Genomic DNA, 22,672 nt, shown 5'->3' with positions numbered 1-22,672 from the left:
TGGCGCCCCTCGTGGTGGGCGAGTTGCGACGGGGGGGTCATGGGGTGCGCCAGCTGCGGGGCCTGGGCCGTATAGTCGGGGAATGGCGCCGACAGATAGGCATGGGCGCTGCGGAAGGCTGATCGCCGCGGCAGCCGGCGTCCGTCATTGAGATGCGTGGTCAGCACCTCGAACTGGAAGTCGACCAGCGCTTCGAGCAGGCTCGTCTCGACGTGGCTGCCGCTGCCGGTCACGCCGCGCCGCACCAGTGCCGCGAGGATGCCTTGCGCGGCGGCAGAGCCCGCCAGCATGTCGGCGATCGCCAGCCCGAAAGGCACCGGCCCCTGGTCCTCGTCGCCGTTCAGCCACATCACGCCGGAGCGGGCCTGGGCCAGCAGATCCTGCCCGGGCCGCTTGACCCAGGGGCCTTCCTCGCCATAGCCGCTGATCGAGGCATAGACCAGGCGCGGATTGATCTTGCGTACCGCCTGGTAGTCGAGGCCCAGGCGCTCAATGACGCCGGGCCTGAAATTCTGGATCAGCACGTCGGCCTTGGCCAGCAGGCCGCGTAGCGCCGCAAGGTCGGCCTCGTCCTTCAGATCGATGGCAAAGCTTTCCTTGGCGCGATTGATGGCATGGAAAATGGTGGAATCGCCGCCGATCTCCGTGTCGCTGAGATAGAGCCGTCGCGACAGGTCGCCGCCATCCGGCCGCTCGATCTTGATGACGCGGGCGCCGAGGTCGAGCAGTCGCAGCGAGCAGTAGGGCCCGGACAGGAACTGGCTCATGTCGACGACGACGAGCCCGGTCAGCGGCAATTCGGAAATGGCGGCCATTGCCTATTTCTCCGTCTTGCCGGCGAAATCGGCCGGATTGCGGTACTTCACCGTCTGCAGGTGCTCGCAATAAAGCACGAGCTCTCCTTCACCCTTGAAGACCTCATAGCTGGCGCGGATCAGCCCCATCTCCTCGTATTTTGGTTTCTTGTCGAGGTTGGAGCGGATCGAATAGATCGTGTCGCCGACGAATACCGGCTTGATGAAGCGCAATTTGTCGTAGCCATACGAAAAGGCGTTGATGCAGTTGGTGGCGACCAAGCCGAGCCCGGCCGAAAACACGAAGGCGCCGGCGACCAGCCGCTTGCCGAAGATGCCTTCCGTTTCGGCAAACATCTGGTCCTGCACGTAAGGATGGATGTCGAGCACCAGCGTGTTGAAGAGATGGCTGTCGCCCTCGGCAATGGTCCGGCGCAGCGAACGGATCTTCTGGCCGACCGGCCAATCTTCATAGAACCAGTTCTCCGCGTTCCAGACGGGAAGGTCGGCGTGTTCCTTCGGCATGTTGGTGGGGTGTGTCGACGTCACGCCCACGGTCGGGGCGAAACCTCTCATGACGACTTCCTCTGGGAGCGGGAATCGTCCATCAGGGCGCGCCGCAGACCAGCGAAATGCATGATCGATCCTCCCGTCAATCTTCTTTTGTGAATAGTATTTTCACATATGGGGTTGTGTTGCAAGCGAGTCTCGGCGAAATTTTGCCGCGATCCGGGGCGGCCAATGCCGGCGGAACAGGAGGAAATGATGCAGAATGCCTGTCTGGTTTTCGTCGGCAGCCTCAATCGCGAGGCCCCGTATTTTCAGGGCGCGCGCGGTGTCGGGCTGGGCGTCTACAGTTTCGACGAAGAGACGCTGGAGACGAGGAAACTGACTGAGACGGATGACGTCGACAATCCGACCTTCCTGTCGGCGACGCCGGACGGCTCCCACATCTATGCCAACTCCGAAGTGTTCCCCTGGCGCGAAGGCGTGGTCTCGGCCTACCGCTTCGACAGGCAGACCGCCACGCTTTCCTACATCAACAAGCAGCCGACCCTAGGCAGCATCACGGCGCACAACACCATCACGCGCGACGGGACGAAGTTATTGGTCGCCAATTACGGCATGGGCGAGGGCGGCCCCGATCGCTCGGTCGTGGTCTACGGATTGCGCGAGGACGGCGGCCTGACAGCGCCGTTGTCGAGCGTTGCCCATAGCGGGACCGGACCGGATCCGGCCCGCCAGGAGCGGCCCCATGCCCATAGCGTAACCGAGACGCTTGCCGGTGGCATGGCAATCGTCGCCGATCTCGGCATCGACCGGCTGGTGTCCTATCGCATCGGGTCAGACGGCAGCCTGACGAAGCTGGCCGAGTCGGCGCTTGCCCCGGGTGCGGGTCCGCGCCATTTGGCGCTGCATCCAGGCGGCCGCTTCGTGTTCGTCATGAACGAGCTGGATTCGACGATCGTCTCGCTTGCGCTGGACGAAGCATTGGGCAAGCTTACGATGATCGACAGCAAGCCGGCCGTGCCGGCCGAGGCGCGCGACGGCAATCACTGCGCCGACATCCAGATCTCGCCCGACGGCCGCTTTCTCTACGGCTCCAACCGCGGCCATGACAGTGTCGTGGTGTTTTCGGTCGACCAGCAAACCGGCAGGCTTGCCCTTGTCGACTATACGCCTTGCGGCGGCGCCACGCCGCGCAATCTGGCATTGACGCCTTCGGGTGGGCATCTGTTCTCGGCCAACCAGAACGCCGACCGCATCTCGATTTTCGCACGTGATGCCGCAACCGGCCGGTTGACCGACACCGGCCGATCCATCGAGATCGGCACACCGATGTGCGTCAGGATCGTGCGTTGAGCGCTCTCAGAACTCGAGCGCCTGCCTGAGTGCCGGGCCGCTCCTGACCCGCAGATCGAGGTCGGCCTCGATATGGTCGATATGGTGCAGCATCAGCGCGCTGGCGCGCTCGGCATTGCCGTTTTCCAGCGCCTCGAGGATCTGCGTATGTTCGCTGTGGCCGCAGCTTGAGATACCCGAGCGGCCGTAAAGCGCGATCACCAGCGATGAACGTGCGACCAATTCCTCCATGAAGCGCTGCAGGATGACGTTTCCCGCGACCGACGCCAAAAGCAGGTGAAAATCTCCCGACGCCTTGATCTCCGATCGCCTCGCGTTCGGTCCGCGTTCGGCGATGAAACGGCCTTCTTCGTCGAGCTGGGCCTTGAACGCAGCGACATGCGCCGGCGTCATCCGCCCGGCGGCGGCGATCGCGATGCCGGGTTCGATGAGCCGGCGCGAAGCAAAGACCTGCCGCGCTTCCTCCGGCGACGGATTGGCGACGAATGCGCCGCGATTGCGCTCGGTGCGCACCAATCCCTCGAAGGAGAGCATCTGCAGTGCCGCGCGCGCCACGGTGCGGCTGACATCGAACAGCGTGCCGACCTCGCCTTCGGAAAGCTTGGTTCCAGGCGCCAGCCGGCGATCGACGATCGCGTCGCGCAGCTGGTCGCGGATCGCTTGCGCACGATCCTCGTTGGCACTGTCGATAGCAGGGAAAGTCTGGTCGGCAATGTTCATGGCGGTGGTCCTGCGTTCTTCTACCCTGAATCGCATCGCTTGGACGAGAGGCAAAGTGAATACAGAGATGGAAAAGATTGCATACGATTTTTGCGAGGATCGGTGGCAATCGCCTATAATTTATGCATTGCACGAGGGTGCCGTATCGGCAGTCATATAGACGCGGCCCTGATTTCTTCGCGGATTCAGTCGGTTGGTGCGGCGGCGCGCAACTGGCACGCATGATGCTTTGGCTAATCCGATCAAAGGGGAAGCCGGATGTCCAAAGCCACCGAAATCGACATAGTGTCCGTTTCGAAAGTCTATGGCGCAACGACTGCCGTCGAAGACATCAGCCTGAAAATCCCAGCCGGAACCTATTGCTGCCTGCTCGGCCCATCGGGCTGCGGCAAGACTTCGACACTACGCATGATCGCCGGGCACGAGAGCATTTCGAGCGGCGACGTGCGTCTCGGCAACATTGTGGTTACCGACTTGCCGCCAGCCAGGCGCGGCACCGCCATGATGTTCCAGTCCTACGCGCTGTTTCCGCATCTCGACCTGATCGACAACGTTGCGTTCAGCCTCAAGATGAAGGGCGTCGGCAAGGAGGAGCGCCGCGCCAAGGCGCTCGAGATGCTGAAACTAATGCAGATGGAGGCCTATGCCAGCCGCCGCCCGGCGCAGCTTTCGGGCGGGCAGCAGCAGCGCGTCGCCCTTGCACGCGCACTGATCACCGATCCCGAGGCGCTGTTGCTCGATGAACCGCTTTCGGCGCTCGATCCGTTCCTGAAGATCCGCATGCGGGCCGAACTGAAGAAGCTGCAGACGTCCCTCGGCATCACTTTCGTCCACGTCACCCACAGCCAGGAAGAAGCCATGGCGCTGGCCGACCTGATCGTGGTGATGAACGACGGCCGTATCGAGCAGGCGGCGCATCCGCGCACGGTGTTCGAGCGGCCGGCCACCGCCTTCGTCGCCCGTTTCATGGGCGACCACAATGTCATCTCCGGCCGCGTCACCGGCCGTCGCGACGGCATGGTCGTTTTCGACGTGCCTGGCGGCGTCACGCTCGCGGCCAGCGGGCAGGGCAGGGAGATCGGCCAGCCGATCGATATCGCCATTCGCACCGACCATGTGCGGATCGGCGACCCGCCGGCCGCCGGGCTCGGTTTCACCGGCATCATCGCAAATGTCGAATACCGCGGTTCGACCGTGAAACTCTCGGTCAACGGCGCCGGCATCGAGGATTTCACGGTGATCGTCAACGACACCAGCTTCTTCGCCAAACCGGTTGCCGTCGGCGGCGCGGTGCCGATCGCCTGGGACGCCGAGGACGCGATCGTCCTTGGCCGTCTCGATTCCTGAAACCCAGCATAACCAACCAAAACAGGGGAACTGAGCATGACCAACACCACCGACAAGAAGACAGGAATATCGCGCCGTTCGCTGCTCAAGACAGGTGCCGCCGCCGTCGGTTTTGCCGCCGGTTCCGGCGCCATCACCGGCTTTCCGACCATCTGGGCGCAATCGAACATCACGCTGCGCCAGTTCGGCACCGGCGTGTCCAACCTCAATGCCATCGCCGACAAGTGCAAGGCGGACCTCGGCATCACGCTGGAGATGACGGCAACCGATTCCGATGCCGCCGCCCAGCGCGCGGTAACGCAGCCCGACAGCTACGACATCGCCGACATCGAATACTGGATCTGCAAGAAGGTGTTCCCGACAGGCGTCCTGCAGCCGATGGATGTCAGCAAGCTGAAATATTACGACGAGCTGGTGCCGCTGTTCAAAACCGGCAAGCTGACGCCGGACAGCGTCATTGCCCAGGGCACCGCGCCGCATACCGTCGGTTACGTCGAGGCCCAGGACAGCAAGGTGTTCGCCAAGTCGCCGACCAATTGGTTCACCATGGTGCCGACGATCTACAACGCCGATACGCTCGGTATCCGCCCCGACCTTGTCGGCCGCGACATCACTACCTGGGCCGACATCATGGATCCGGCCTTCAAGGGCAAGACCGCCATCCTCAACATCCCGTCGATCGGCATCATGGATGCGGCGATGATCATGGAGGCAACGGGCAACATCAAATACGCAGACAAGGGCAACATGACCAAGGAGGAGATCGACAAGACGATCGACTTCCTGATCAAGGCCAAGCAAGCCGGCCAGTTCCGCGCCTTCTGGAAATCCTTCGACGAAAGCGTCAACCTGATGGCTTCAGGCGAAGTGGTGATCCAGTCGATGTGGTCGCCGGCCGTGGCCGCAGTCCGCTCCAAGGGCATCGCGTGCCGCTTCCAGCCGCTCAAGGAAGGCTACCGGTCCTGGGGTGGCGGGCTTGGCCTGGCAGCCCATCTCTCCGGCGCCGAACTCGATGCCGCCTATGAATACATCAACTGGTACACGTCCGGTTGGGTGGGCGGCTATCTCAACCGCCAAGGGTATTACTCGGCCAACATGGTGTCGGCTAAGAAGTTCATGTCCGAAGACGAGTGGGGCTACTGGATCGAAGGCAAGCCGGCTAAGGGTGACATCCTGTCGCCGGACGGCAAAGTCATGGAAAAGGCAGGCGCCGTGCGTGACGGCGGCTCGTTCGAAGAGCGCATGGGCAAGGTCGCCTGCTGGAACTCGGTCATGGACGAGGACCGCTACATGGTGAAGCGCTGGAACGAGTTCATCGCTGCGTAGGTACAACGTCTTCCCCTTCTCCCCTTGTGGGAGAAGGTGGATTGGCGCGCAGCGCCAAGACGGTTGAGGGGTGCTGGCCGGAGCGCTGTTGGTGCCAAGCTGGAACACCCCTCATCCGACCGAGCTTCGCTCGGCCACCTTCTCCCACAGGGGGAGAAGGAAAGGCGGCTTCGCCGCATCGCTGACTTATACCGAGATGTTCATGACTGTCGCGCTCGAACGCCCCGCCACCGCCGCCGCAATGCCCGCCAGACGACGCCGCGTCTCTCTGGCCGGTCTCGCACCCTATCTCCAGGCGACACCGCTGGCGCTGATCCTCGGCGCGTTCCTTTTGCTGCCGATCCTGATGATCGCCGTGGTCTCCTTCTGGGATTACGATTTTGCGGCGATGTACCCGGATTTCCTGACCACCAACTACGCCGACACGCTCGGCTCGTGGGTCACCTGGAAAACCTATCTGAACACGCTGAAATACGCCGCCATCGTTTGGGCGCTGACGCTGTTCATCGGTTTCTGGGTCGCCTATTTCCTCGCCTTCCATATCAGGACCACGGCCATGCAGATGGTGCTGTTCCTTGTCTGCACCGTGCCGTTCCTGACCTCCAACATCATCCGCATGATCTCGTGGATTCCGGTGCTTGGCCGCAACGGCCTGGTCAACTCGACGCTGGTGCAACTGGGACTGATCCCGAAGCCCATCGAATGGCTGCTCTATTCCGAATTCGCCGTCGTGCTGGCCATGGTGCATCTCTACACGCTGTTCATGGTGACGCCGATCTTTAATACGCTGATGCGCATCGACAAGTCGTTGATCGAAGCCGCGCGTGACGCCGGCGCTTCCGGCTGGCAGGTTCTGTGGAACGTCGTCATCCCGCTTGCCAAGCCCGGCATGGCGATCGGCACCATTTTCGTCGTCACGCTGGTGATGGCCGACTTTTCGACGGTGCAGGTGATGTCCGGCGGCCAGAGCGCCTCCGTCGCGCTGATGATGAAGAACCAGATGTCGCTGCTGCAATATCCGGCGGCCGCCGCCAACGCGGTCGTGCTGCTGGTGCTGGTGCTGTTGATGGTCGCCGGCATCCTGCGCATCGTCGACATTCGCAAGGAGCTGTGAAGCGATGAGCCACGACAAGCGCACCCTCGAATTCTACGTGCTGGCGGTGTTCTTCGCTATTTTCGTGCTGTTCCTCTACGGCCCGCTTTCGGCGATCCTGATCCTCTCCTTCCAGGGCGAGAATGGCGGGCTGACATTCCCGCTGAACGGCGTCTCGCTGCACTGGTTCGCCAATCTGTTCGAGCGCCAGGCGGTCGGCGATTTCGGCGGCAGCTTCAAACGCTCGCTCGTCCTTGGCTTGATGGTGATGCTCGTCACGGTCATCGTGTCGCTGCTTGCCGGCCTTGCCTTCCGGCAAAAATTTCGCGGCGCCACCGCACTGTTTTATCTGGCCGTCGCCAGCCTGGTCGTCCCGTCGATCATCATCAGCCTCGGCATCGGCGTTGTCTTCCAGCAGGTCGGCTTCCGGCCTGCCTGGTACACCTCTGCTTTCGGTGCACATCTGACATGGACCTTGCCTTTCGGCGTGCTGATCATGTTCGCCGTCTTCAACCGGTTTTCCCCGGCCTATGAGGAAGCCGCCCGTGATCTCGGAGCATCGTCCTGGCAAACCTTCGCCCATGTCGTGCTGCCGATGATTGCACCCAGCCTGATCGGCGTCGGCCTGTTTGGCTTCACTCTGTCCTATGACGAGTTCGCCCGTACGCTGATGACCTCGGGCACCTTCAACACGCTGCCGCTCGAAATCTACGGCATGACGACCAATGTGACGACACCGGTGCTCTATGCGCTGGGCACCGTGACGACCGTGTTTTCCTTCCTGGTGATCCTGCTGACGCTCGGCGCAATCGTCTATGTCGGCCGCCGCAGGGAGCGTGCGTGACCGTGCAGATCCTCGTCGTCAATCCAAACACCACCGCCAGCATGACCGAGACTATCGCGGTCGCCGCCCGATCGGTCGCCGGCGCATCGACGAAGATCGTTGCCGTCACCTCGACGATGGGCCCGGTTTCGATCGAAGGCTATTATGATGAGGCGCTTGCCGTTCCCGGCCTGCTGGTCGAGATCGCCACCGGTGAGCGCTTGGGCGCGCAGGCCGCGGTCGTCGCCTGTTTCGACGACACCGGCCTCGATGCGGCACGCGCCATGGCGAGTATTCCGGTCATCGGCATTTGCGAGGCCTCGCTTGCCGTCGCCTCCTTCATCGCCCAGCGCTTCACCGTCGTCACCACGACCGGGCGCTCGCGCGTGCCGGTCGAAGGGCTGGTGCAACGCTACGGTATGGCGGGGCGGGCACGCGTGCGCGCTGCCGACATCCCGGTTCTTGCCCTCGAAGATCCGGCATCCGATGCACTCCTCAAGCTGCGCAACGAGATTGCGCGCGCCATCGACGAGGATGGCGCCGAGGCCATCGTGCTCGGCTGTGCCGGCATGGCCGATCTCGCAGCCGCGCTGCAGCGGGAATTCGGCCTTCCGGTCATCGACGGCGTCGGTGCCGCGGTCAAGCAGGCCGAGGCCTTGATCGCGCTTGGCCTGACGACATCCAAGCGCGGCGCCTATGCAAGCCCATCAGCAAAGCCCTATCATGGCGACCTAAAATCCTTCGCGCCTGGTGCCGCCGCGTGATCGCAATGCCCCGAACGATCCGAACGCTCGCACTTGAAGACGTGCAAACCCTTGTCGATTGGGCGGCGGCGGAAGGCTGGAACCCCGGGCTCGACGATACCGCGCTGTTCCAGGCAGCGGACCCGCAGGGCTTCATCGGTGCCTTTGTCGATGGCGAGATGGTGGCCGGCATTTCGGCTGTGGCCTATGGCGACGATTTCGGCTTCATCGGCCTCTACATCTGCCGGCCGGACAGGCGTGGCGAAGGCCATGGCAAGGCGGTCTGGGATGCCGGCATGGCGCGGCTCGGCAACCGCACGATCGGCCTCGACGGCGTTGTCGAACAGCAGGCCAACTACCGCAGCATGGGTTTTGCACCGGCCTACCGGACGATCCGGTTCATGGGGTCGCCGAATGTCCCGGCAGCCGCCGGCAGCGACATTCGCGCCATAGGGCCGGAACTCGTGCCGGACATACTGGACTATGACCGCCGCTTCTTTCCCGGTCCGAGACGGTCTTTCCTGGAACACTGGCTGCGCCCGCCCCACACGGCGCTTGCGGTCGTCAATGACGGTGCCATTGCGGGATACGGCGTCGCGCGCCGATGCCGCGACGGCTGCAAGGTCGGCCCGCTCTTTGCCGACAATCTGGACGCGGCAAGCCGTCTCTTCGCCGCGTTCGTGCACATTTCCGGCCCTGGAAACGTCCATCTCGACGTGCCCGAGACCAGTGGGCAATTTGCAGATTTGCTGTCATCCGCGGGTCTGCAACCGGGCTTCGAAACGGCTCGAATGTACAAGGGAAGGGCGCCGCAGCTCACGCAGTCCGGTGTCTATGCGATAACGACCTTGGAGCTTGGTTGAGACGGTGCAAGTCGGCTTCTAGCCCGCAAAGTCGGGCAGCAGGAATGCGTGGTCTACTTTTCCTGAACTGAAATGCCGGAATCGTCGATACGAAGTTCCACGCCTTTCGGCTTGGTCTCCTCGCGATAAACGTAAATGCCCAAGGCAATGACGGCGACGACCAAAGCGCCGATGACGAGATAAAGATAGTTCTGCTTCATCCGCTGTCGTTAACAACATGATGTGGGCGAGTCTAGCAGTTCGATATCGGGACGGCTGATGGACGAGGCGGCGGCCCGTGCGTGCATTCTTCTAGCACTGTCGGTGCCCAAACTACTACTCTGCCCAGCGCAGCGGGATGGGGAGCGCAAGCGGCGCCCCGACATTCGATCATGCGCGACAGCCAGCTAGCCTGCCTCATCCAGCCGATCGCGCAGGATGCTTAGGGGAAGCAGCATGTTCGGCGCATGCCGCATCAGGCCGTGGAGCGGGATCGGCGACGGCGGCGCGAACGGCAGCGGCAAATCCCGAGGCTTTGTTCCGCCCGCCCAATCCGCAAGCACCTTGCCCATGCTCGTGGTCATGGCGATGCCGCGCCCGTTGCAGGCAAAGCCCGCGATCAGGCCGGGGCCGAGATCGACGAGGTGCGGCAGGAAGTCGGGCTCGACGGCAGCCATCCCCGACCAGCTGTATTCAAGCGGCGGGATTTCCGGGAGATCGAGATATCTGGCAAGCCGCCGCCAGATCGCCCGCGGCACACGGGCGTCGGCGCCGGGGCCAAAAACATGCATGCCCCCGGTGATCAGCCTGTTTTCGTTGTCGAAGCGGAAGGTGAAAAGATTGCGCCTGGTGTCGCCGACGCCTTGCCCGCCGGGAAGCAGACGGGTGCGTATTTCGCGCGGCAGCGGCGCCGTCGCGATCTGGAAAATCTTCAGCGGGAAATAGGTTCGCTCAAGCGTGCGGTTCAGCGACCCGCCATAGGCGTTGGTGGCGACCAGCACCTTTCCGGCACGCACCGAACCCGAGGCCGTCTTCAGAGCCCAGCCATCCCCTAAGCGATCGATCGACGCGACACGTGTATGCTCGAAGATGCGCGCGCCGGCCTTTTCCGCTGCGTCGGCCAGCCCGCGCGCATATTCGACTGGATTGAGGACACCGCCCGACCTGTCCATCCAGCCGCCGACATAACCGCGAACGCCGGTCAGGTCCTCGACCGCCTGCCTGTCCAGCGTAACAGTCGGCTTTCCGCGCCTTGCCCATTGGTTGGCGCGCGATCTGGTTTTTTGCAAAGCGGCCTGCGAATGGGCTGGTTGTATCCATCCGCTCTGGAGCGCATCGCATTCGATGCCGTGGCGCTTGATCAGGTCGAAGACGAGATCGGCGCTGCCGGTGGCGAAATCGACAAGGCGTTCGCCGCGTTCAGGCCCGAGTTGGGCAATGATATCGTCCGGGTCCCGTTTGGCGAAATTCGGCACCACGAAGCCGGCGTTCCTGCCGGTTGCGCCCCAGGCGATGATTTCCGCCTCGAGGACGGCGACCGAGATGCCTTTTTCGGCGGTGTGCAGCGCGGTTGAAAGGCCTGAGAACCCGCCGCCGACAATCGCCAGATCGACATCGAGTGCACCTTCGAGGGCGGGTCGTTCACGGCGGTTGCGGCCGACGGCGTGCCATAGCGAAAGGCCGCGTGGCACGGCAACGTTGCTCATGACCTTGCCGCGCTCTCGTCCGGTGCCACTTTCGCGCCCTTGCCCAACCTTGCACGCCTCGGCCGGTCGCCGAAGAGGCCGTTCGGCCTGACCAGCAGGATAACGCACAGCATCACGCCGATGGCGACGATCTGCAGCGAGGCGGCGCGGGCCTGCTGTTCCGGCGAGAATAACATACTGGTCAAGGCTCCCGATCCGGCCCATATCGCCCAGACCAGGATGCTGCCGACGACGGCTCCCGTATTGCTGCCCGAGCCGCCGACGATCAGCATCACCCAGACCTGGAAGGTCAGCGCCGGCAAATAATTGTCCGGCGCCATGAAGCCGGTGAAATGCGCCTGCAGCGCACCGGCAAGCGCCATGATGGCGCCGCCCACGGCAAAGGCCTGGACGCGGTAAAAACGCGCGCTTTTTCCCAGCGATATCGCGGCCCGCTCATCCTCGCGAAGCGCCTTCAACACGCGCCCCCAAGGGCTGCGCGACAGATGTTCCAGCGCGAGATAGGCGATCAGCGTCACGATAGAAACGACCGCAAGGTTCGACAGGTTGAACAGCAATGGCGTTTCGGCAAGCCCGCCGAAAGGACGCGGAATGAAGCCGATGCCGAACGGGCCGCCGGTCAGCTTCTGGGCGTTGAGCGCGACCAGTTGCACGACGACGGCGACACCGAAGGTGGTGATCGCCAGATAGTCCGATCTCAGGCGCAACGTGGCAATGCCGGTGATCGCGGCGGCGACGCCGCCCACCAGCATGGCGCCGAGCCAGCCGACAAGGATGGGCAGGTCGAAGCCGCCCAGGCGCGCGGTATCATCGGGCGTGGTCAGCAGCGCCGAGGTGTAGGCGCCGATGGCGACGAAGCCGGCGACCCCGACATTGAAAAGCCCGGTCAGCCCCCATTGCAGGTTGAGCCCGAGCGTGACCAGCGAAAAGATCAGCGCGGTGGTCAGGAAGAAGGCGCCATAGCCGAGCAAATCCATCAGCGTTCCCTCACTCCGAAAAGGCCGATGGGCCGCACGAACAGCACCGCCATCAGGATGATGAAGGAGACGGCCGCCCGCCATTCGGCGCCGATCAACTGCACCGCGCCGGCTTCGGCCAGACCGATGATCAGGCCGCCGAGAACGGCGCCGGGCACACTGCCGATGCCGCCGAGGATGGCGGCCGCGAACATCGGCAGCAGCATGTCGAAACCCATGAATGGGCGGATCTGGATGAGAATGCCGATCATCACGCCGGCGACGCAGGCTAGCGCTCCGCCGATGATCCAGGTGACCCGCACGACCTTGGCGACGTCGATGCCGACGATGCGGGCCAATGCCGCGTTCTGGCTCAATGCCTGCATCGAACGGCCGGTCTGGGTGCGGGTCATCAGGAGATGCACGCCGAGGACGAGCACGGCGGTGACCAAAAGCAGCGCGATCTGATCGGGAGTGATGCGAATGCCGAAGCCGACCGGCATCGCGATCTGGATGGCCCGGCTGAAATAGGTCGGACGCGAGGTGAAGATGAATTCGAGCAGGCTTCTCAGCGCCATCGAGGCGCCGAAACTCGCCATCACCACGATGATCGCCTGGCCTTTGGCCCGCAGCCGCGCGAACAGCACCAGGTCGAGCAGCAGCGCCAGCAGGCCGGTGATCGCCATACCGATGATGAGCGCGGCGATCAGCGGCCAGCCGAAGGAGAGAGGGGCGATCGGCGCGATCTTGCCGAACATCGCGCCGATGGCGCCGACGACGGCGAGCGTCGCATAGGCACCCCAGGCCATGAAATCGCCATGGGCGAAGTTCGAGAAGCGCAGGATCGAATAGGTGAGCGTCACGCCGATGGCGCCGAGGCCGATCATCGAACCTGCCAGCAGTCCGTCGACGACAAATTGCAGGTTCATGCTGCACTTCCTTTGCCGGAGTGCCGGTCTCTTTCAGGATCGAGGCGGCGCTGGCCAAGATAGAGTTCGGCGACGACCGGATCGTTCCAGAGCTCGGAGGCGATGCCCTGGTGCCGGTCCTTGCCCTCGACCAGCACATAGGCGCGATCGCCGATGGCAAGCGCTGCCTTGGCGTTCTGTTCGACCAGCAGAATGGTAACGCCGGATCTGCGGATGCCGGCCAGCATCTCGAACACCATGGCCACGAATTTCGGCGACAGGCCGGCCGACGGCTCGTCGAGCACCAGCACCTTGGGATGGACGATCAATGCCCGGGCAACGGCCAGCATCTGCCGCTGTCCGCCCGAAAGATTGCCGGCGGCCGTCTTGCGCTGACGGGCGAGATCGGGAAAGGTCGCATACATTTCCTCGATGCGGGCAGGGGTCTCGCGCGGCTGCAGGATGCCGCAGGCGACTTTCAGATTGTCCTCGACCGACATCAGCGGAAAAATGTTTTCGGTCTGCGGCACGAAGGCTAGGCCAAGGCGGACCATGGTGTGGGCGGGCGCCGCCGTGATATCCTTGCCGTCCAGCAGGACGGTGCCGCCGGTGATCGGGACAAGGCCGGCGATCGCCTTGATAAGGCTCGACTTGCCGGCGCCGTTGGGACCGAGAACGACGACAATCTCGCCCTTGTCGACGGTGATCGAGGCGCCGCGCACGATCGGCACACCGGGCTCGTAACCGGCTTCGAGATCGCAGACATCGAGGACCGTTTGGCTCATGCCGCGCCCCCGAGATAGGCCTCGATGACGCGGGGATCGCGTGCGACCTCGTCCGGGGTGCCTTCGCACAGAAGCTGACCGCTCGCCATGACCAGCACGCGGTGGCAAAGCCGCGTCACCATGTCGATATTGTGCTCGATCAGCAGGAAGGTAATGCCGCTTCTGTTGATGTCGCGAATGCGGTCGATGATGACTTCGAGCAATGTCGCGTTGACGCCGGCCGCCGGTTCATCGAGCAGGATGATCGCCGGGTCTGCCATCATGACGCGGGCCAGTTCGAGCAGCTTGCGCTGGCCGCCGGAAAGCACGCGTGCCGGTTCGTGCGCAAGGCGGGAAAGCGTCACGAGCTCAAGCAATTCGCTGGCTCTCGTCTCGGCCGCCCGCTCTTCGGCGGCCACCCGCCAGGGCGTCAGGAAGTTGGCGAGCAGCTTTTCTCCGGCCTGCCCCTGCGCGGCTAGCATGACGTTTTCGATCAGTGTCAGATTGGGCAAGGGCCGGGGGATCTGGAATGTGCGGCCAAGGCCGCGGCCGATGCGGCGATGGGCTGCTTCCCCCGAAACGAGTACACCGTTGAGGAGGATTTCGCCGCTGGTCGGCAGGATGCTGCCGGCCAACAGGTCGAACATCGTCGTCTTGCCGGCGCCATTCGGGCCGATGAGGCCGAGTATTTCACCCTGCTGGACGTCGAACGAGACATTGTTGACCGCGACAAGGCCGCCGAAGCGTCTGACGACGTTCCTGGCCGTCAGAACCGGCGTGCGGATCTCCTCCTGCCGTTCTGTCGTGTCGCTCATCAATCCCTGGCCGAAAGCGATCTTCGCCGCCTATCATTTGATTTGTGATCACACTTGCTTTGATCACGCTATTCGGCTTTAATTTCTTCCGCAAGCCGAAAACGGGCCAGAGACCAGGACTGCCCATGCAGAAGGCCGCCATCGAACGGAATAACGAAACGATCGCAGCCCAGCTTACGCCGGTCGGCCGCGAGACCGTTCAGGATCGCGTCTATTCGGAGCTGCGCCGCGCCTTGATCGGCGGCCTTTTCGAGCCGAGCCAGGTGCTGACCATCCGCGGCCTCGCTGACGCGCTGGTCACCAGCACCATGCCGGTGCGCGAGGCGCTCGGACGGCTGATCACCGAGAAGGCGCTGGAGGCGCTCCCAAATCGCTCCGTGCGCGTGCCGCCTATCACGCTGGAGCGTATCGACGATCTCTTGCGCGCCCGCTCCCTTATAGAGGGCGAAGCGATAGCACTTGCCGCCACGCGCATGAATTCGCGCCAGATAGCCACGGTCGAAGCCATGCTCGGCGAGTGGGACGAGATGCGGGCGCTGAAGCACAAGAAGGATATCGACCGCGAGGCCACGCTCAACCAGAGCTTCCATTTCGAGATCTACCGTTGCTGCGGCTCCGCCGTGCTGATCCCGATGATCGAGAGCCTCTGGCTGCAATCAGGACCGTGCATCCGCGTCGCCATCTACGCCTTTTCCGATGCCGGCGAAGTCGATACCGCCCACTATCACCGCAGCATCGTCGCAGCGCTTGCCAAGCAGGATGCGCAGGCTGCGCGCGAGGCGTTGGTGGCCGACATCAGCCGGCCGTTTGCCTTCCTGCGCGACAAGCTCCAATCCGCGGCCAAGAAGGATTTGAGGGCATGACGACGCCTGCCATCAGGATCACCGAGCCACGCTCAGAACTTTCCGTGACGGCGCTGCTGTTGCCTGAAAAGGCGCCCGAAAACGCTGGCTTCCTGCTGGCCTATCTCGGGCAGCCGCGCGTCGTTGCCAGCATCCATGCGATGTGGACGGGGCCGGAAATCTCCTGCCCGGTTCCCGCCGCCGACCTGGCGGGCCAAACCTTCGCCAAGCCGTTGCCGGCGGAGAATGCAACGCTGACGCCGCAGCCGGGCGACATCGTGTTGTCCTATGTGCCGCCGCGCATGTGGGGCGGCAACCCGAATGCGATTTTCGATATAGGCTTGTTCTATGGACAGGGTGCGCGTCTCTTGTTCCCGATCGGCTGGCTTGCCGGAAGCGTCGTGGCGCAGGTGCATCCCGAGGAGCGCGATCAATTCGCCGCCGCCTGTGGCGTGATCCGCCGCAACGGCGCCTGCGACATTACCTTCACGCGTGTGGAGATCTGAATGGCCGAGCAAGACGACAGTTTCGAACTCTTCGACCTTCGTGTCGAAGCGGTCATCCCTGAGGGCAAGCCAATCTATTGCGGTGCCAAGGCTGGCGACTATTTCGAGTTGAAGGGCGAGATGCTGTCGATGCCGGCGGGGCAGGGTTTTTCGATCTATTCGATATCGGCCGTGTTGCCGCTGCTCGCAGCCAAACAGCGTCCGACCCACAGGAACGACTGGATGACATCGGACGCCGAGATCGCCTGTCCCGATCCCAATTGCGCCAGCCGGCTGAGGATCGTCAGGACGGGCAAGCGGCGGTTCAGCCATGCCGAGACCACGGCGGTGCCGCTGCCGAAGGAGAGTGACCAGAGATGACCGCCAAGGCGTTCGAACTCAGCCCCGGCTACACGATCTCGCGCGTCATTCGCGGCGGCTGGCAGCTTGCCGGCGGGCACGGCGCGATCGACCGCCAACAGGCAGTGACCGACCTGATCGCCACGTTCGATGCCGGCATCAGGACCTATGATTGCGCCGATATCTATACCGGCGTCGAGGAACTGATCGGTGCGGCGCGCCTGCGGCTTGCCAACGAGCGCGGCCTCGACGCCGCCGCCAAGATGAAGGTACACACCAAGCTGGTGCCCGATCTAGAAAGGCTTTCCGACATCCGCCGCGACTACATCAGCAGCATCGTCGACCAGTCGCTGCGGCGGCTGAAAACCGAGCGGCTCGACCTCGTGCAGTTCCATTGGTGGGATTATTCGGTGCCCGGTTACGTCGATGCGATCGGCTGGCTCAACGACCTCCGCCTGGAGGGCAAGGTGCGCAACGTCGGCACCACCAACTTCGACACGCCTCGGCTGGCCGAGATCCTGGCCGCCGGCGTGCCGCTGGTCAGCCAGCAACTGCAATATTCCGTGCTCGACCAACGGCCGGCCAACAGCCTTGCGGTGCTCGCCAGCCAGCACGGCGTCAGTTTCCTCTGCTACGGTTCGGTGGCGGGCGGTTTCCTCAGCGAAAAATGGCTTGGCGTTGCCGAGCCGCAGAAGCCGCTCGAAAACCGGTCACTGGTCAAATACAAGCTGATCATCGATGATTTCGGTGGCTGGGATCTCTTCCAGGAGTTGCTTGAAGTACTGAAGGCCGTCGCCGACCGCCATGGCGTCGACATCGCCACCATCGCCAGCGCCTGGGTGCTGGAGCAGCCGCAAGTGGCGGCTGTCATCGTCGGTGCCCGCAACCAGGCGCACGCCCTTGCCAATGCCGGGATCATGGACGTCGCGCTCGACGCCGATGACCGGACGCGGATCGCTGCGGTGATCGCGCAAAGCCGCGGCCCGCTAGGCGACGTCTACACATTGGAACGCGACCGTCACGGCCGCCACGGCTCCATCATGCACTACAATTTGAATGCGGGCCGGATATGAGCGCGGTCATGGACGAGAAGCTATCTCTGCTTTCCCGCGCCAGCGCAGAGATTGTCGATCTCCACCGCTTCTTCGTCGAGTGGTTCGATGCGGCAAGCGCCGACAGGGCAGATTTCAGCCGCTTCGAACGCGTCATGGGAGAAGGCTTCTGTATGGTTGCGCCGGACGGTCAGGTTCTCGATCGTGGCGCAGTGGTTGACCATGTCAGGGCAAGCCGCGCCAGCTGTGACGGCGACTTCACTATTTCGATCGAGGATATCCGGGCCGGCTGGCAGGCCGGCGACACGATCGTCGTCTGCTACGTCGAGGCACAGCAACGCGCCGGCAAGCACAGCCGCCGTCGCTCGAGTGCCGTTTTCACCACCAGTTCATCGGCGCCGAACGGCGTCGAATGGCGACATCTGCATGAAACCTGGCTGCAGGTGCCGGAAGGCTGAACAGGCTCAAGACGTGAATGAGAGTCGTGTAACGAAAGGGGAACAACAATGACAAAGACGATACTTCAGATCACCACCGCGCTCGCCTTGCTGACAGCGGCCGGCGCAGCGCAAGCCGCCGACTGCAAGATCACCGTCGGCCTCGTCATGGAACTGACCGGCCCGGCCGGCGAATATGGCCAGGCCGGCGCCAAGTCGGTCGAAATGGCATTCCGCGACATCAACGATGCCGGCGGGGTGCGCGGCTGCGATCTCGCGACCGACACCCGCGACAGCCAGAGCCAGGGCAACATTGCGGTCGACGCCGCAACCCAGCTCGTGCAGGTCAAGAAGGTGCCTGTCATCATCGGCGGCATCATCTCCTCGGTGTCGATCCCGATCCTGACCTCGGTCACCGCGCCGGCCAAGATCGTCCAGGTGTCGCCGGCTTCGTCGTCGCCGACGCTGACGGCGCTCGGGCGCGACGGCAAGACCAACGGCATCTTCTTCCGCACCATCACCTCGGACGCTCTGCAAGGCGTGGCCGCCGCCAAATATGCCATCGACAAGGGCTTCAAGAAGCTGTCGGTCATCCACGTCAACAACGACTTCGGCGTCAACATGGTGGCGGAATTCTCGCGTGCCTATAAGGCGCTCGGTGGCACCATCGTCTCCGACACGCCCTACAATGAAAAGCAGTCGAGCTATGCCTCGGAGGTAACCGCGGCCATGGCCGGCGAACCGGACGGGCTTTACCTCGTCAGCACGCCTGTCGATGGCGCAACCATCGCCCGTACCTGGATTTCTCAGGGCGGTGTCCAGAAATTCCTGCTCAATGACGGCATGAACAGCCCGGATTTCATCGAATCCGTCGGCGCCGACTATTTGAAGGATGCCTATGGCACTTCCTCGGGCACCAGCCCGACCGCATCGACCGAATATTTCACCAAGAACTACAAGGAATTTTCGGGCATTGAGCCGTCGAACCCGGCGGCCGACCGGTCCTATGATGCCGGCGCCATCGTCGGCTTGGCTATCGCGATTGCCGGCTCCGAGGATCCGGCCAAGATCAAGGACGCGATGTACAAGGCGGTCGATCCGGCGGGCACGCCGATCTATGCCGGCAAGGACGAGTTCGCCAAGGCGCTCGGCCTGATCAAGGATGGCAAGCCGATCCGCTACGAAGGCGTCATCGGCCCTGTAGCCTTCGACAAGTATGGCGACATCACCGGCCCGTTCCGCCTTTGGAAGATCGTCGACGGCAAGGTGACGACCGACGGCGAAATGACCACGAATGACGTCAACGCCCTGCAGGCGAAGCTTCAGTAATCGCCTATGCTCCGTCCGGCGTCGATACCATTCCATTGAGGTTGATGCCGGACACTTGCATGTCCTGCTGCCGGTTAGGCCGGCCTGGAAACGATTACCGCACCAGCCGCCGGCATGATCCAGGGGCAGGCATAGTAATCAGTGATGCGATTTATGATCCCGCCGGCGGCTTCGATCCGAACCGGATGGGCAGGCTTCCAACCATCTTCGCCATGGTGGAGCACGAGCAGCACCGCCTCGCCATCGATCTCGCCAATCACCATTTTCCATGTCGTCGAGGCTCTTTCGTACTCAATGAAGTAAGGTGATTCCGACAGCCGGCCCTTGAAGCAATCCGCGACCCGCAATTGTGCGTCGGCGCTGGTCAGCGCCCGCACGCCGTCCCAGTCGCGGCGGTTGAACAGTTCGACATAGCGGCTGAGCAATTCCAGGAGTTCCGGATCGCGCTGGGGCTCCGAACGGACGATTGGCTCGCCGGACAAGGCGGCCAATTTCGAGCGGCCACGGCTCAACGCAGCCTTGACGCCGCCCACGGTCGAGCCGACGAGGTCGGCGATCTCTTCCAGCGAATAGTCGAAGACGTCCTTGAGCAGAACGCAGGCGCGTTCTTTGGGCGGCAGGTGGATCACCAGCCGTTCGATCGCGCGATCCGCGCCCTTGCCCACCGGCTCGACCGGCAGGATGATCTCGTCTTCGACGAAATTGGCCTCCGCATGCTGACGCACCTGCCGGCTTCGCAGGAAATCGATGCAGCGATTATGCGCAATGCGAAACAGCCAGGGGCGAAGAGCGCTCGCATCGTCCAGCTTCTCGATCTTCCGATACGCCTCGAACAGCGCTTCCTGCATGACGTCTTCGGCGTCGAGCGTCGAACCGATCATGCGCGCGCAGTAGCGGTGCAGCCGTCCACGCAAATGCGCGACTGTCTCCAGGAAGCCGGCGTAGCGGACGTCGAAAAGCCCGGTCGGGTCAAGTCTTGGCTGCATCTTCATGGTACACGATCACAGCGGGACATAAGTCAGCGTAATGACGCCGTTCTTGAAACGGTGCGTATCTATAAGCTCCAGCTTGACCAGGAACGGGTCGACATCCTGGAAAGCGCGTTTGCCATGGCCGACGCGGGTCGGCACGATCGAGAGTTGATACTCGTCGACAAGCCTGTTGGCGAGCAGCGTCTGGTCGAGATTACTCACTCCATATTTCAATATGTTGCCGCCGGCCTGTTGCTTGATCCTGGCAATTTCGGCGGCGACGTCGCCTTCGATCAGCGACGCGTTCCAGGTCACCTCCTTGAGGCTGCGAGACGCGACGAGCTTCTTCAGCCCATTCATGCGGTCCATGTACTTGCTGCCTTTGACCTGCGGCCAGCGCGCCGAAAACATTTCGTAGGTGACGCGGCCGAGCAGGAAAAAATCCGCCTCGCCGGCCTTTTCATAGGAGTGCTCCTTCATCTCCTCGTCGAAGAAGGGCGAGGCCCATTCCATTGGTGCTTCGATGACGCCGTCCAGCGAAATGAAGCTGCCCACGATCAATTTTCTCATCGCGTGTCTCCGGTTGCGCAACAGGCATCCCGTCGGGCCCCAAGGAACCGGCGAAAACGAACCGGCCCGATGGATGACCACAGGATGCAGTGCCTAAGACGTTTCCGGTTCGACTTTGGATACGCGTGAGGATCGTTTGAGTTAATAGAGCGGCTTGGCCATGTGCCGGGGCGTCGGCCACTCCGTCGTTATCCCCGGCTGTACCGGCCGTTCGAGATAGGTCGACAGGACCACGTAGCTTCGGGTCGAGGTGACGCCAGGGGTTTCATAGAGACGCGACAGCAGGCCTTCGAGTGCTCGAGTGTCCTCGGTGCGGACCTTGATCAGCATGCATGTATCGCCGGCCACCGAATGAATCTCCTCGACTTCGGGGTGTTCGGCGATCGCCATCAGCTCCGGCGTCTTTCCCCAGCCCTTGGTGTCGATGTGGACGAAGGCGAGCAGCGGTTTGCGCACCGCTTTGGGATCGATGATGGCCGCGGTGTTGCGGATGGCGCCGCTGCGCCGAAGCCGCTTGACGCGTTCATGGACTGCCGGTGGCGACAGGCCGACGCGGTCGCCGAGCTCGGCATAGCTAATCGTGGCGTCGTCGACCAGAACGCCTAATATTTTTCGGTCGGTTGCATCGATATCGCGGGCCGCAGGCCTGTTCTGCGGAATGCCATCTGTTTCTTCATCCATATTAAAATTCCCGATTGATACAGAATTTAATACGGCCATTATTGCCATATGTCGAACAGTGATCAAGTCGCCACATTCGCGGCGGCCCCCAAGCCGCCAATCCCGGCACTCGCCTACCTCCTGACCGGGTGCATCGCCGTGATCGGCTCCAACTCGCTGGTGCTCGGTCCAATCGCACCGGCGGTGGCCGCGTCGTTCGGCACAAGCGTGCCGGCGGTCATGATCGCGTCCGCCGCGTTCGGGCTAGGTACGTCGGCAAGCGCCTTGTTCCTGGCGCGCTACATCGACCGGCTCGGCGCCCGCCGCATACTGCAAGGGGCGTTGCTGCTGCTGGCGATAGCGCTCGTCGCCAGCGCCGCCGCGCCGACGGTGACGGCGCTGGTCGCGGCCCAGCTTCTCGCCGGCGTCGCCGCAGGTGTCGCGATGCCGGCAATCTATGCCAGCTCCGCCGCGATTGCGCCGCCCGGCCGCGAAAGCGGCACCATAGGAGTCGTGTTGACCGGCTGGACGCTCAGCATGGTCGCCGGCGTTTCGCTGTCGGCCGTGCTTGCCGACCTGGTGCATTGGCGCGCCGTTTTCGCGGCGGTCGCGGTGCTGGCAGCACTCGCATTGGCCAGCCTGACGCTGACGTCGCTGAGCGATGTCAGGAAGAGCGGCCCGGCGCCGACGCCGCTGGGCGCCTTGAGCGTCCCCGGCATAGTGCCGCTTCTGGTTGCCTGCGCCGCATTCATGACCGCGTTCTACGGTGTCTATGGTTATCTTGGCGATCACCTTCACAATGGCCTGGGGCGGCCGGTCAGTGCCAACGGGCTGGCCGCGCTCGCTTATGGCGCCGGCTTCGGCACGGCGGCACTTCTTGACGGCGTCATCGATCGCCTGGGCGCGCGGCGCGTCATGCCGTTTGCCTACCTGCTCGTCGCGGTCGTCTATGTCGCGCTTGCCGCGACAAGCGACAGCTTCAGCCTGACCATAGCGATGATAGCCGTCTGGGGCCTTGCCAATCATTTCGGGCTGAACGTCCTGGTAATGCGTCTGTCGGCGCTCGATCCTTCGCGACGCGGCACGATCATGGGTTTGAACAGCGCGGTGACCTATCTCGCGGTGTTCGTCGGAACCACGGCGTTCGGACCGCTTTATTCCACGTTCGGTTTTGCGGCATCGGCGGTGGTTGCAGCCTTGCTCATGCTGATCGCTGCTGCGGCAGCGGCGTGGCGTTCGCCGACCCCGTAGCGTAGCAAGCCTTGC

The 22,672-nt window shown here is 63.1% G+C and carries 26 protein-coding genes; 14 read left to right on the top strand and 12 right to left on the bottom strand.

What is annotated here, in order from left to right:
- Both NKJ08_RS26525 and NKJ08_RS26520 read right to left on the bottom strand, forming a co-directional pair.
- A partial coding sequence (locus tag NKJ08_RS26525) for a CaiB/BaiF CoA transferase family protein (RefSeq protein ID WP_352784137.1) occupies positions 1 to 815 on the bottom strand: 815 nt, incomplete at its 3' end.
- Between the two features lie 3 nt (positions 816 to 818).
- Positions 819 to 1,370 carry a MaoC family dehydratase gene (locus tag NKJ08_RS26520; protein WP_352784135.1) on the bottom strand — a complete coding sequence of 184 codons (552 nt, stop codon included), beginning with the start codon at positions 1,368 to 1,370 and terminating at the stop codon, positions 819 to 821.
- 189 nt (positions 1,371 to 1,559) lie between these two features.
- Between NKJ08_RS26520 and NKJ08_RS26515 the strand changes: the two genes are divergently transcribed.
- Complete coding sequence (locus NKJ08_RS26515) at positions 1,560 to 2,657, top strand: lactonase family protein (protein WP_352784133.1); 1,098 nt, start codon at positions 1,560 to 1,562, stop codon at positions 2,655 to 2,657.
- Positions 2,658 to 2,663: 6 nt separating this feature from the next.
- On the opposite strand, the gene NKJ08_RS26510 is transcribed toward NKJ08_RS26515, so the two are convergent.
- Positions 2,664 to 3,377, bottom strand: a complete 714-nt coding sequence (locus NKJ08_RS26510) for a GntR family transcriptional regulator (RefSeq protein ID WP_352784130.1) — start codon at positions 3,375 to 3,377, stop codon at positions 2,664 to 2,666.
- Between the two features lie 258 nt (positions 3,378 to 3,635).
- On the opposite strand from NKJ08_RS26510, the gene NKJ08_RS26505 reads away from it, so the two are divergent.
- From NKJ08_RS26505 to NKJ08_RS26480, 6 genes are all read left to right on the top strand, one after another.
- On the top strand, positions 3,636 to 4,724 hold the full coding sequence (locus NKJ08_RS26505; protein WP_352527166.1) for an ABC transporter ATP-binding protein: 1,089 nt from the start codon (positions 3,636 to 3,638) through the stop codon (positions 4,722 to 4,724).
- 36 nt (positions 4,725 to 4,760) lie between these two features.
- Positions 4,761 to 6,050: an ABC transporter substrate-binding protein gene (locus tag NKJ08_RS26500; protein ID WP_352527167.1), complete on the top strand. Its 1,290-nt coding sequence runs from the start codon at positions 4,761 to 4,763 to the stop codon at positions 6,048 to 6,050.
- A gap of 241 nt (positions 6,051 to 6,291) precedes the next feature.
- Positions 6,292 to 7,164: an ABC transporter permease gene (locus NKJ08_RS26495; protein WP_352527207.1), complete on the top strand. Its 873-nt coding sequence runs from the start codon at positions 6,292 to 6,294 to the stop codon at positions 7,162 to 7,164.
- 4 nt (positions 7,165 to 7,168) lie between these two features.
- A complete protein-coding gene (locus NKJ08_RS26490; protein ID WP_352527168.1) occupies positions 7,169 to 7,987 on the top strand; it encodes an ABC transporter permease in 819 nt (272 codons plus the stop codon).
- Positions 7,988 to 7,989: 2 nt separating this feature from the next.
- Positions 7,990 to 8,730 (top strand): aspartate/glutamate racemase family protein, encoded by a 741-nt coding sequence (locus tag NKJ08_RS26485; RefSeq protein ID WP_352784141.1) that lies wholly within the window; start codon positions 7,990 to 7,992, stop codon positions 8,728 to 8,730.
- A 5-nt stretch (positions 8,731 to 8,735) separates the two neighbouring features.
- Entirely contained in the window at positions 8,736 to 9,572 is an 837-nt protein-coding gene (locus tag NKJ08_RS26480) for a GNAT family N-acetyltransferase (RefSeq protein WP_352784126.1), read from the top strand.
- 53 nt (positions 9,573 to 9,625) lie between these two features.
- On the opposite strand, the gene NKJ08_RS26475 is transcribed toward NKJ08_RS26480, so the two are convergent.
- The 6 genes from NKJ08_RS26475 to NKJ08_RS26450 all read right to left on the bottom strand — a co-directional run bounded on the left by NKJ08_RS26475 (position 9,626) and on the right by NKJ08_RS26450 (position 14,700).
- The gene (locus NKJ08_RS26475; RefSeq protein ID WP_352527170.1) at positions 9,626 to 9,772 is read right to left on the bottom strand and encodes a hypothetical protein; all 147 of its coding nucleotides are present in this window, start codon (positions 9,770 to 9,772) and stop codon (positions 9,626 to 9,628) included.
- Between the two features lie 186 nt (positions 9,773 to 9,958).
- Positions 9,959 to 11,257 (bottom strand): NAD(P)/FAD-dependent oxidoreductase, encoded by a 1,299-nt coding sequence (locus tag NKJ08_RS26470; RefSeq protein WP_352784123.1) that lies wholly within the window; start codon positions 11,255 to 11,257, stop codon positions 9,959 to 9,961.
- Complete coding sequence (locus NKJ08_RS26465) at positions 11,254 to 12,237, bottom strand: branched-chain amino acid ABC transporter permease (protein ID WP_352784139.1); 984 nt, start codon at positions 12,235 to 12,237, stop codon at positions 11,254 to 11,256. The genes NKJ08_RS26470 and NKJ08_RS26465 overlap by 4 nt, the downstream gene beginning before the upstream one ends.
- Positions 12,234 to 13,142 (bottom strand): branched-chain amino acid ABC transporter permease, encoded by a 909-nt coding sequence (locus tag NKJ08_RS26460; protein WP_352784122.1) that lies wholly within the window; start codon positions 13,140 to 13,142, stop codon positions 12,234 to 12,236. Before NKJ08_RS26460 ends, NKJ08_RS26465 begins: the two co-directional genes overlap by 4 nt.
- The gene (locus tag NKJ08_RS26455) at positions 13,139 to 13,906 is read right to left on the bottom strand and encodes an ABC transporter ATP-binding protein (RefSeq protein ID WP_352784119.1); all 768 of its coding nucleotides are present in this window, start codon (positions 13,904 to 13,906) and stop codon (positions 13,139 to 13,141) included. The genes NKJ08_RS26460 and NKJ08_RS26455 overlap by 4 nt, the downstream gene beginning before the upstream one ends.
- Positions 13,903 to 14,700 (bottom strand): ABC transporter ATP-binding protein, encoded by a 798-nt coding sequence (locus NKJ08_RS26450; RefSeq protein ID WP_352527174.1) that lies wholly within the window; start codon positions 14,698 to 14,700, stop codon positions 13,903 to 13,905. Before NKJ08_RS26450 ends, NKJ08_RS26455 begins: the two co-directional genes overlap by 4 nt.
- A 125-nt stretch (positions 14,701 to 14,825) precedes the next feature.
- Here NKJ08_RS26450 and NKJ08_RS26445 point away from each other — a divergent pair, with 125 nt between their 5' ends.
- The 6 genes from NKJ08_RS26445 to NKJ08_RS26420 are packed head-to-tail and all read left to right on the top strand — an operon-like array spanning position 14,826 to position 19,205.
- Entirely contained in the window at positions 14,826 to 15,563 is a 738-nt protein-coding gene (locus NKJ08_RS26445) for a GntR family transcriptional regulator (protein ID WP_352784116.1), read from the top strand.
- Positions 15,560 to 16,048: a DUF3830 family protein gene (locus tag NKJ08_RS26440; protein WP_352527176.1), complete on the top strand. Its 489-nt coding sequence runs from the start codon at positions 15,560 to 15,562 to the stop codon at positions 16,046 to 16,048. Before NKJ08_RS26445 ends, NKJ08_RS26440 begins: the two co-directional genes overlap by 4 nt.
- Positions 16,049 to 16,408, top strand: coding sequence for a TIGR04076 family protein (locus tag NKJ08_RS26435; RefSeq protein WP_352527177.1), 360 nt, complete (start codon positions 16,049 to 16,051; stop codon positions 16,406 to 16,408).
- Positions 16,405 to 17,460 carry an aldo/keto reductase gene (locus NKJ08_RS26430; protein ID WP_352784114.1) on the top strand — a complete coding sequence of 352 codons (1,056 nt, stop codon included), beginning with the start codon at positions 16,405 to 16,407 and terminating at the stop codon, positions 17,458 to 17,460. Before NKJ08_RS26435 ends, NKJ08_RS26430 begins: the two co-directional genes overlap by 4 nt.
- An 8-nt stretch (positions 17,461 to 17,468) precedes the next feature.
- Positions 17,469 to 17,897 carry a DUF4440 domain-containing protein gene (locus NKJ08_RS26425; protein WP_352527179.1) on the top strand — a complete coding sequence of 143 codons (429 nt, stop codon included), beginning with the start codon at positions 17,469 to 17,471 and terminating at the stop codon, positions 17,895 to 17,897.
- Between the two features lie 48 nt (positions 17,898 to 17,945).
- Positions 17,946 to 19,205: an ABC transporter substrate-binding protein gene (locus NKJ08_RS26420; RefSeq protein WP_352776466.1), complete on the top strand. Its 1,260-nt coding sequence runs from the start codon at positions 17,946 to 17,948 to the stop codon at positions 19,203 to 19,205.
- 74 nt (positions 19,206 to 19,279) lie between these two features.
- Here NKJ08_RS26420 and NKJ08_RS26415 read toward each other — a convergent pair whose 3' ends face one another.
- The 3 genes from NKJ08_RS26415 to NKJ08_RS26405 form a co-directional block, all read right to left on the bottom strand.
- Entirely contained in the window at positions 19,280 to 20,197 is a 918-nt protein-coding gene (locus NKJ08_RS26415; protein WP_352784110.1) for a sigma-70 family RNA polymerase sigma factor, read from the bottom strand.
- A gap of 9 nt (positions 20,198 to 20,206) precedes the next feature.
- Positions 20,207 to 20,746, bottom strand: coding sequence for a dihydrofolate reductase family protein (locus tag NKJ08_RS26410; RefSeq protein ID WP_352784108.1), 540 nt, complete (start codon positions 20,744 to 20,746; stop codon positions 20,207 to 20,209).
- 141 nt (positions 20,747 to 20,887) lie between these two features.
- Positions 20,888 to 21,427 carry an Lrp/AsnC family transcriptional regulator gene (locus NKJ08_RS26405; protein WP_352527182.1) on the bottom strand — a complete coding sequence of 180 codons (540 nt, stop codon included), beginning with the start codon at positions 21,425 to 21,427 and terminating at the stop codon, positions 20,888 to 20,890.
- A gap of 48 nt (positions 21,428 to 21,475) precedes the next feature.
- Between NKJ08_RS26405 and NKJ08_RS26400 the strand changes: the two genes are divergently transcribed.
- A complete protein-coding gene (locus NKJ08_RS26400; RefSeq protein WP_352527183.1) occupies positions 21,476 to 22,657 on the top strand; it encodes an MFS transporter in 1,182 nt (393 codons plus the stop codon).
- Positions 22,658 to 22,672: the final 15 nt, after the last annotated feature.

The organism is Mesorhizobium sp. M0244 (assembly GCF_040321795.1).
Classification (GTDB): domain Bacteria; phylum Pseudomonadota; class Alphaproteobacteria; order Rhizobiales; family Rhizobiaceae; genus Mesorhizobium.
Note: the sequence above shows the minus strand (reverse complement) of the source record. Positions and strands in the feature narration are given on the sequence as shown.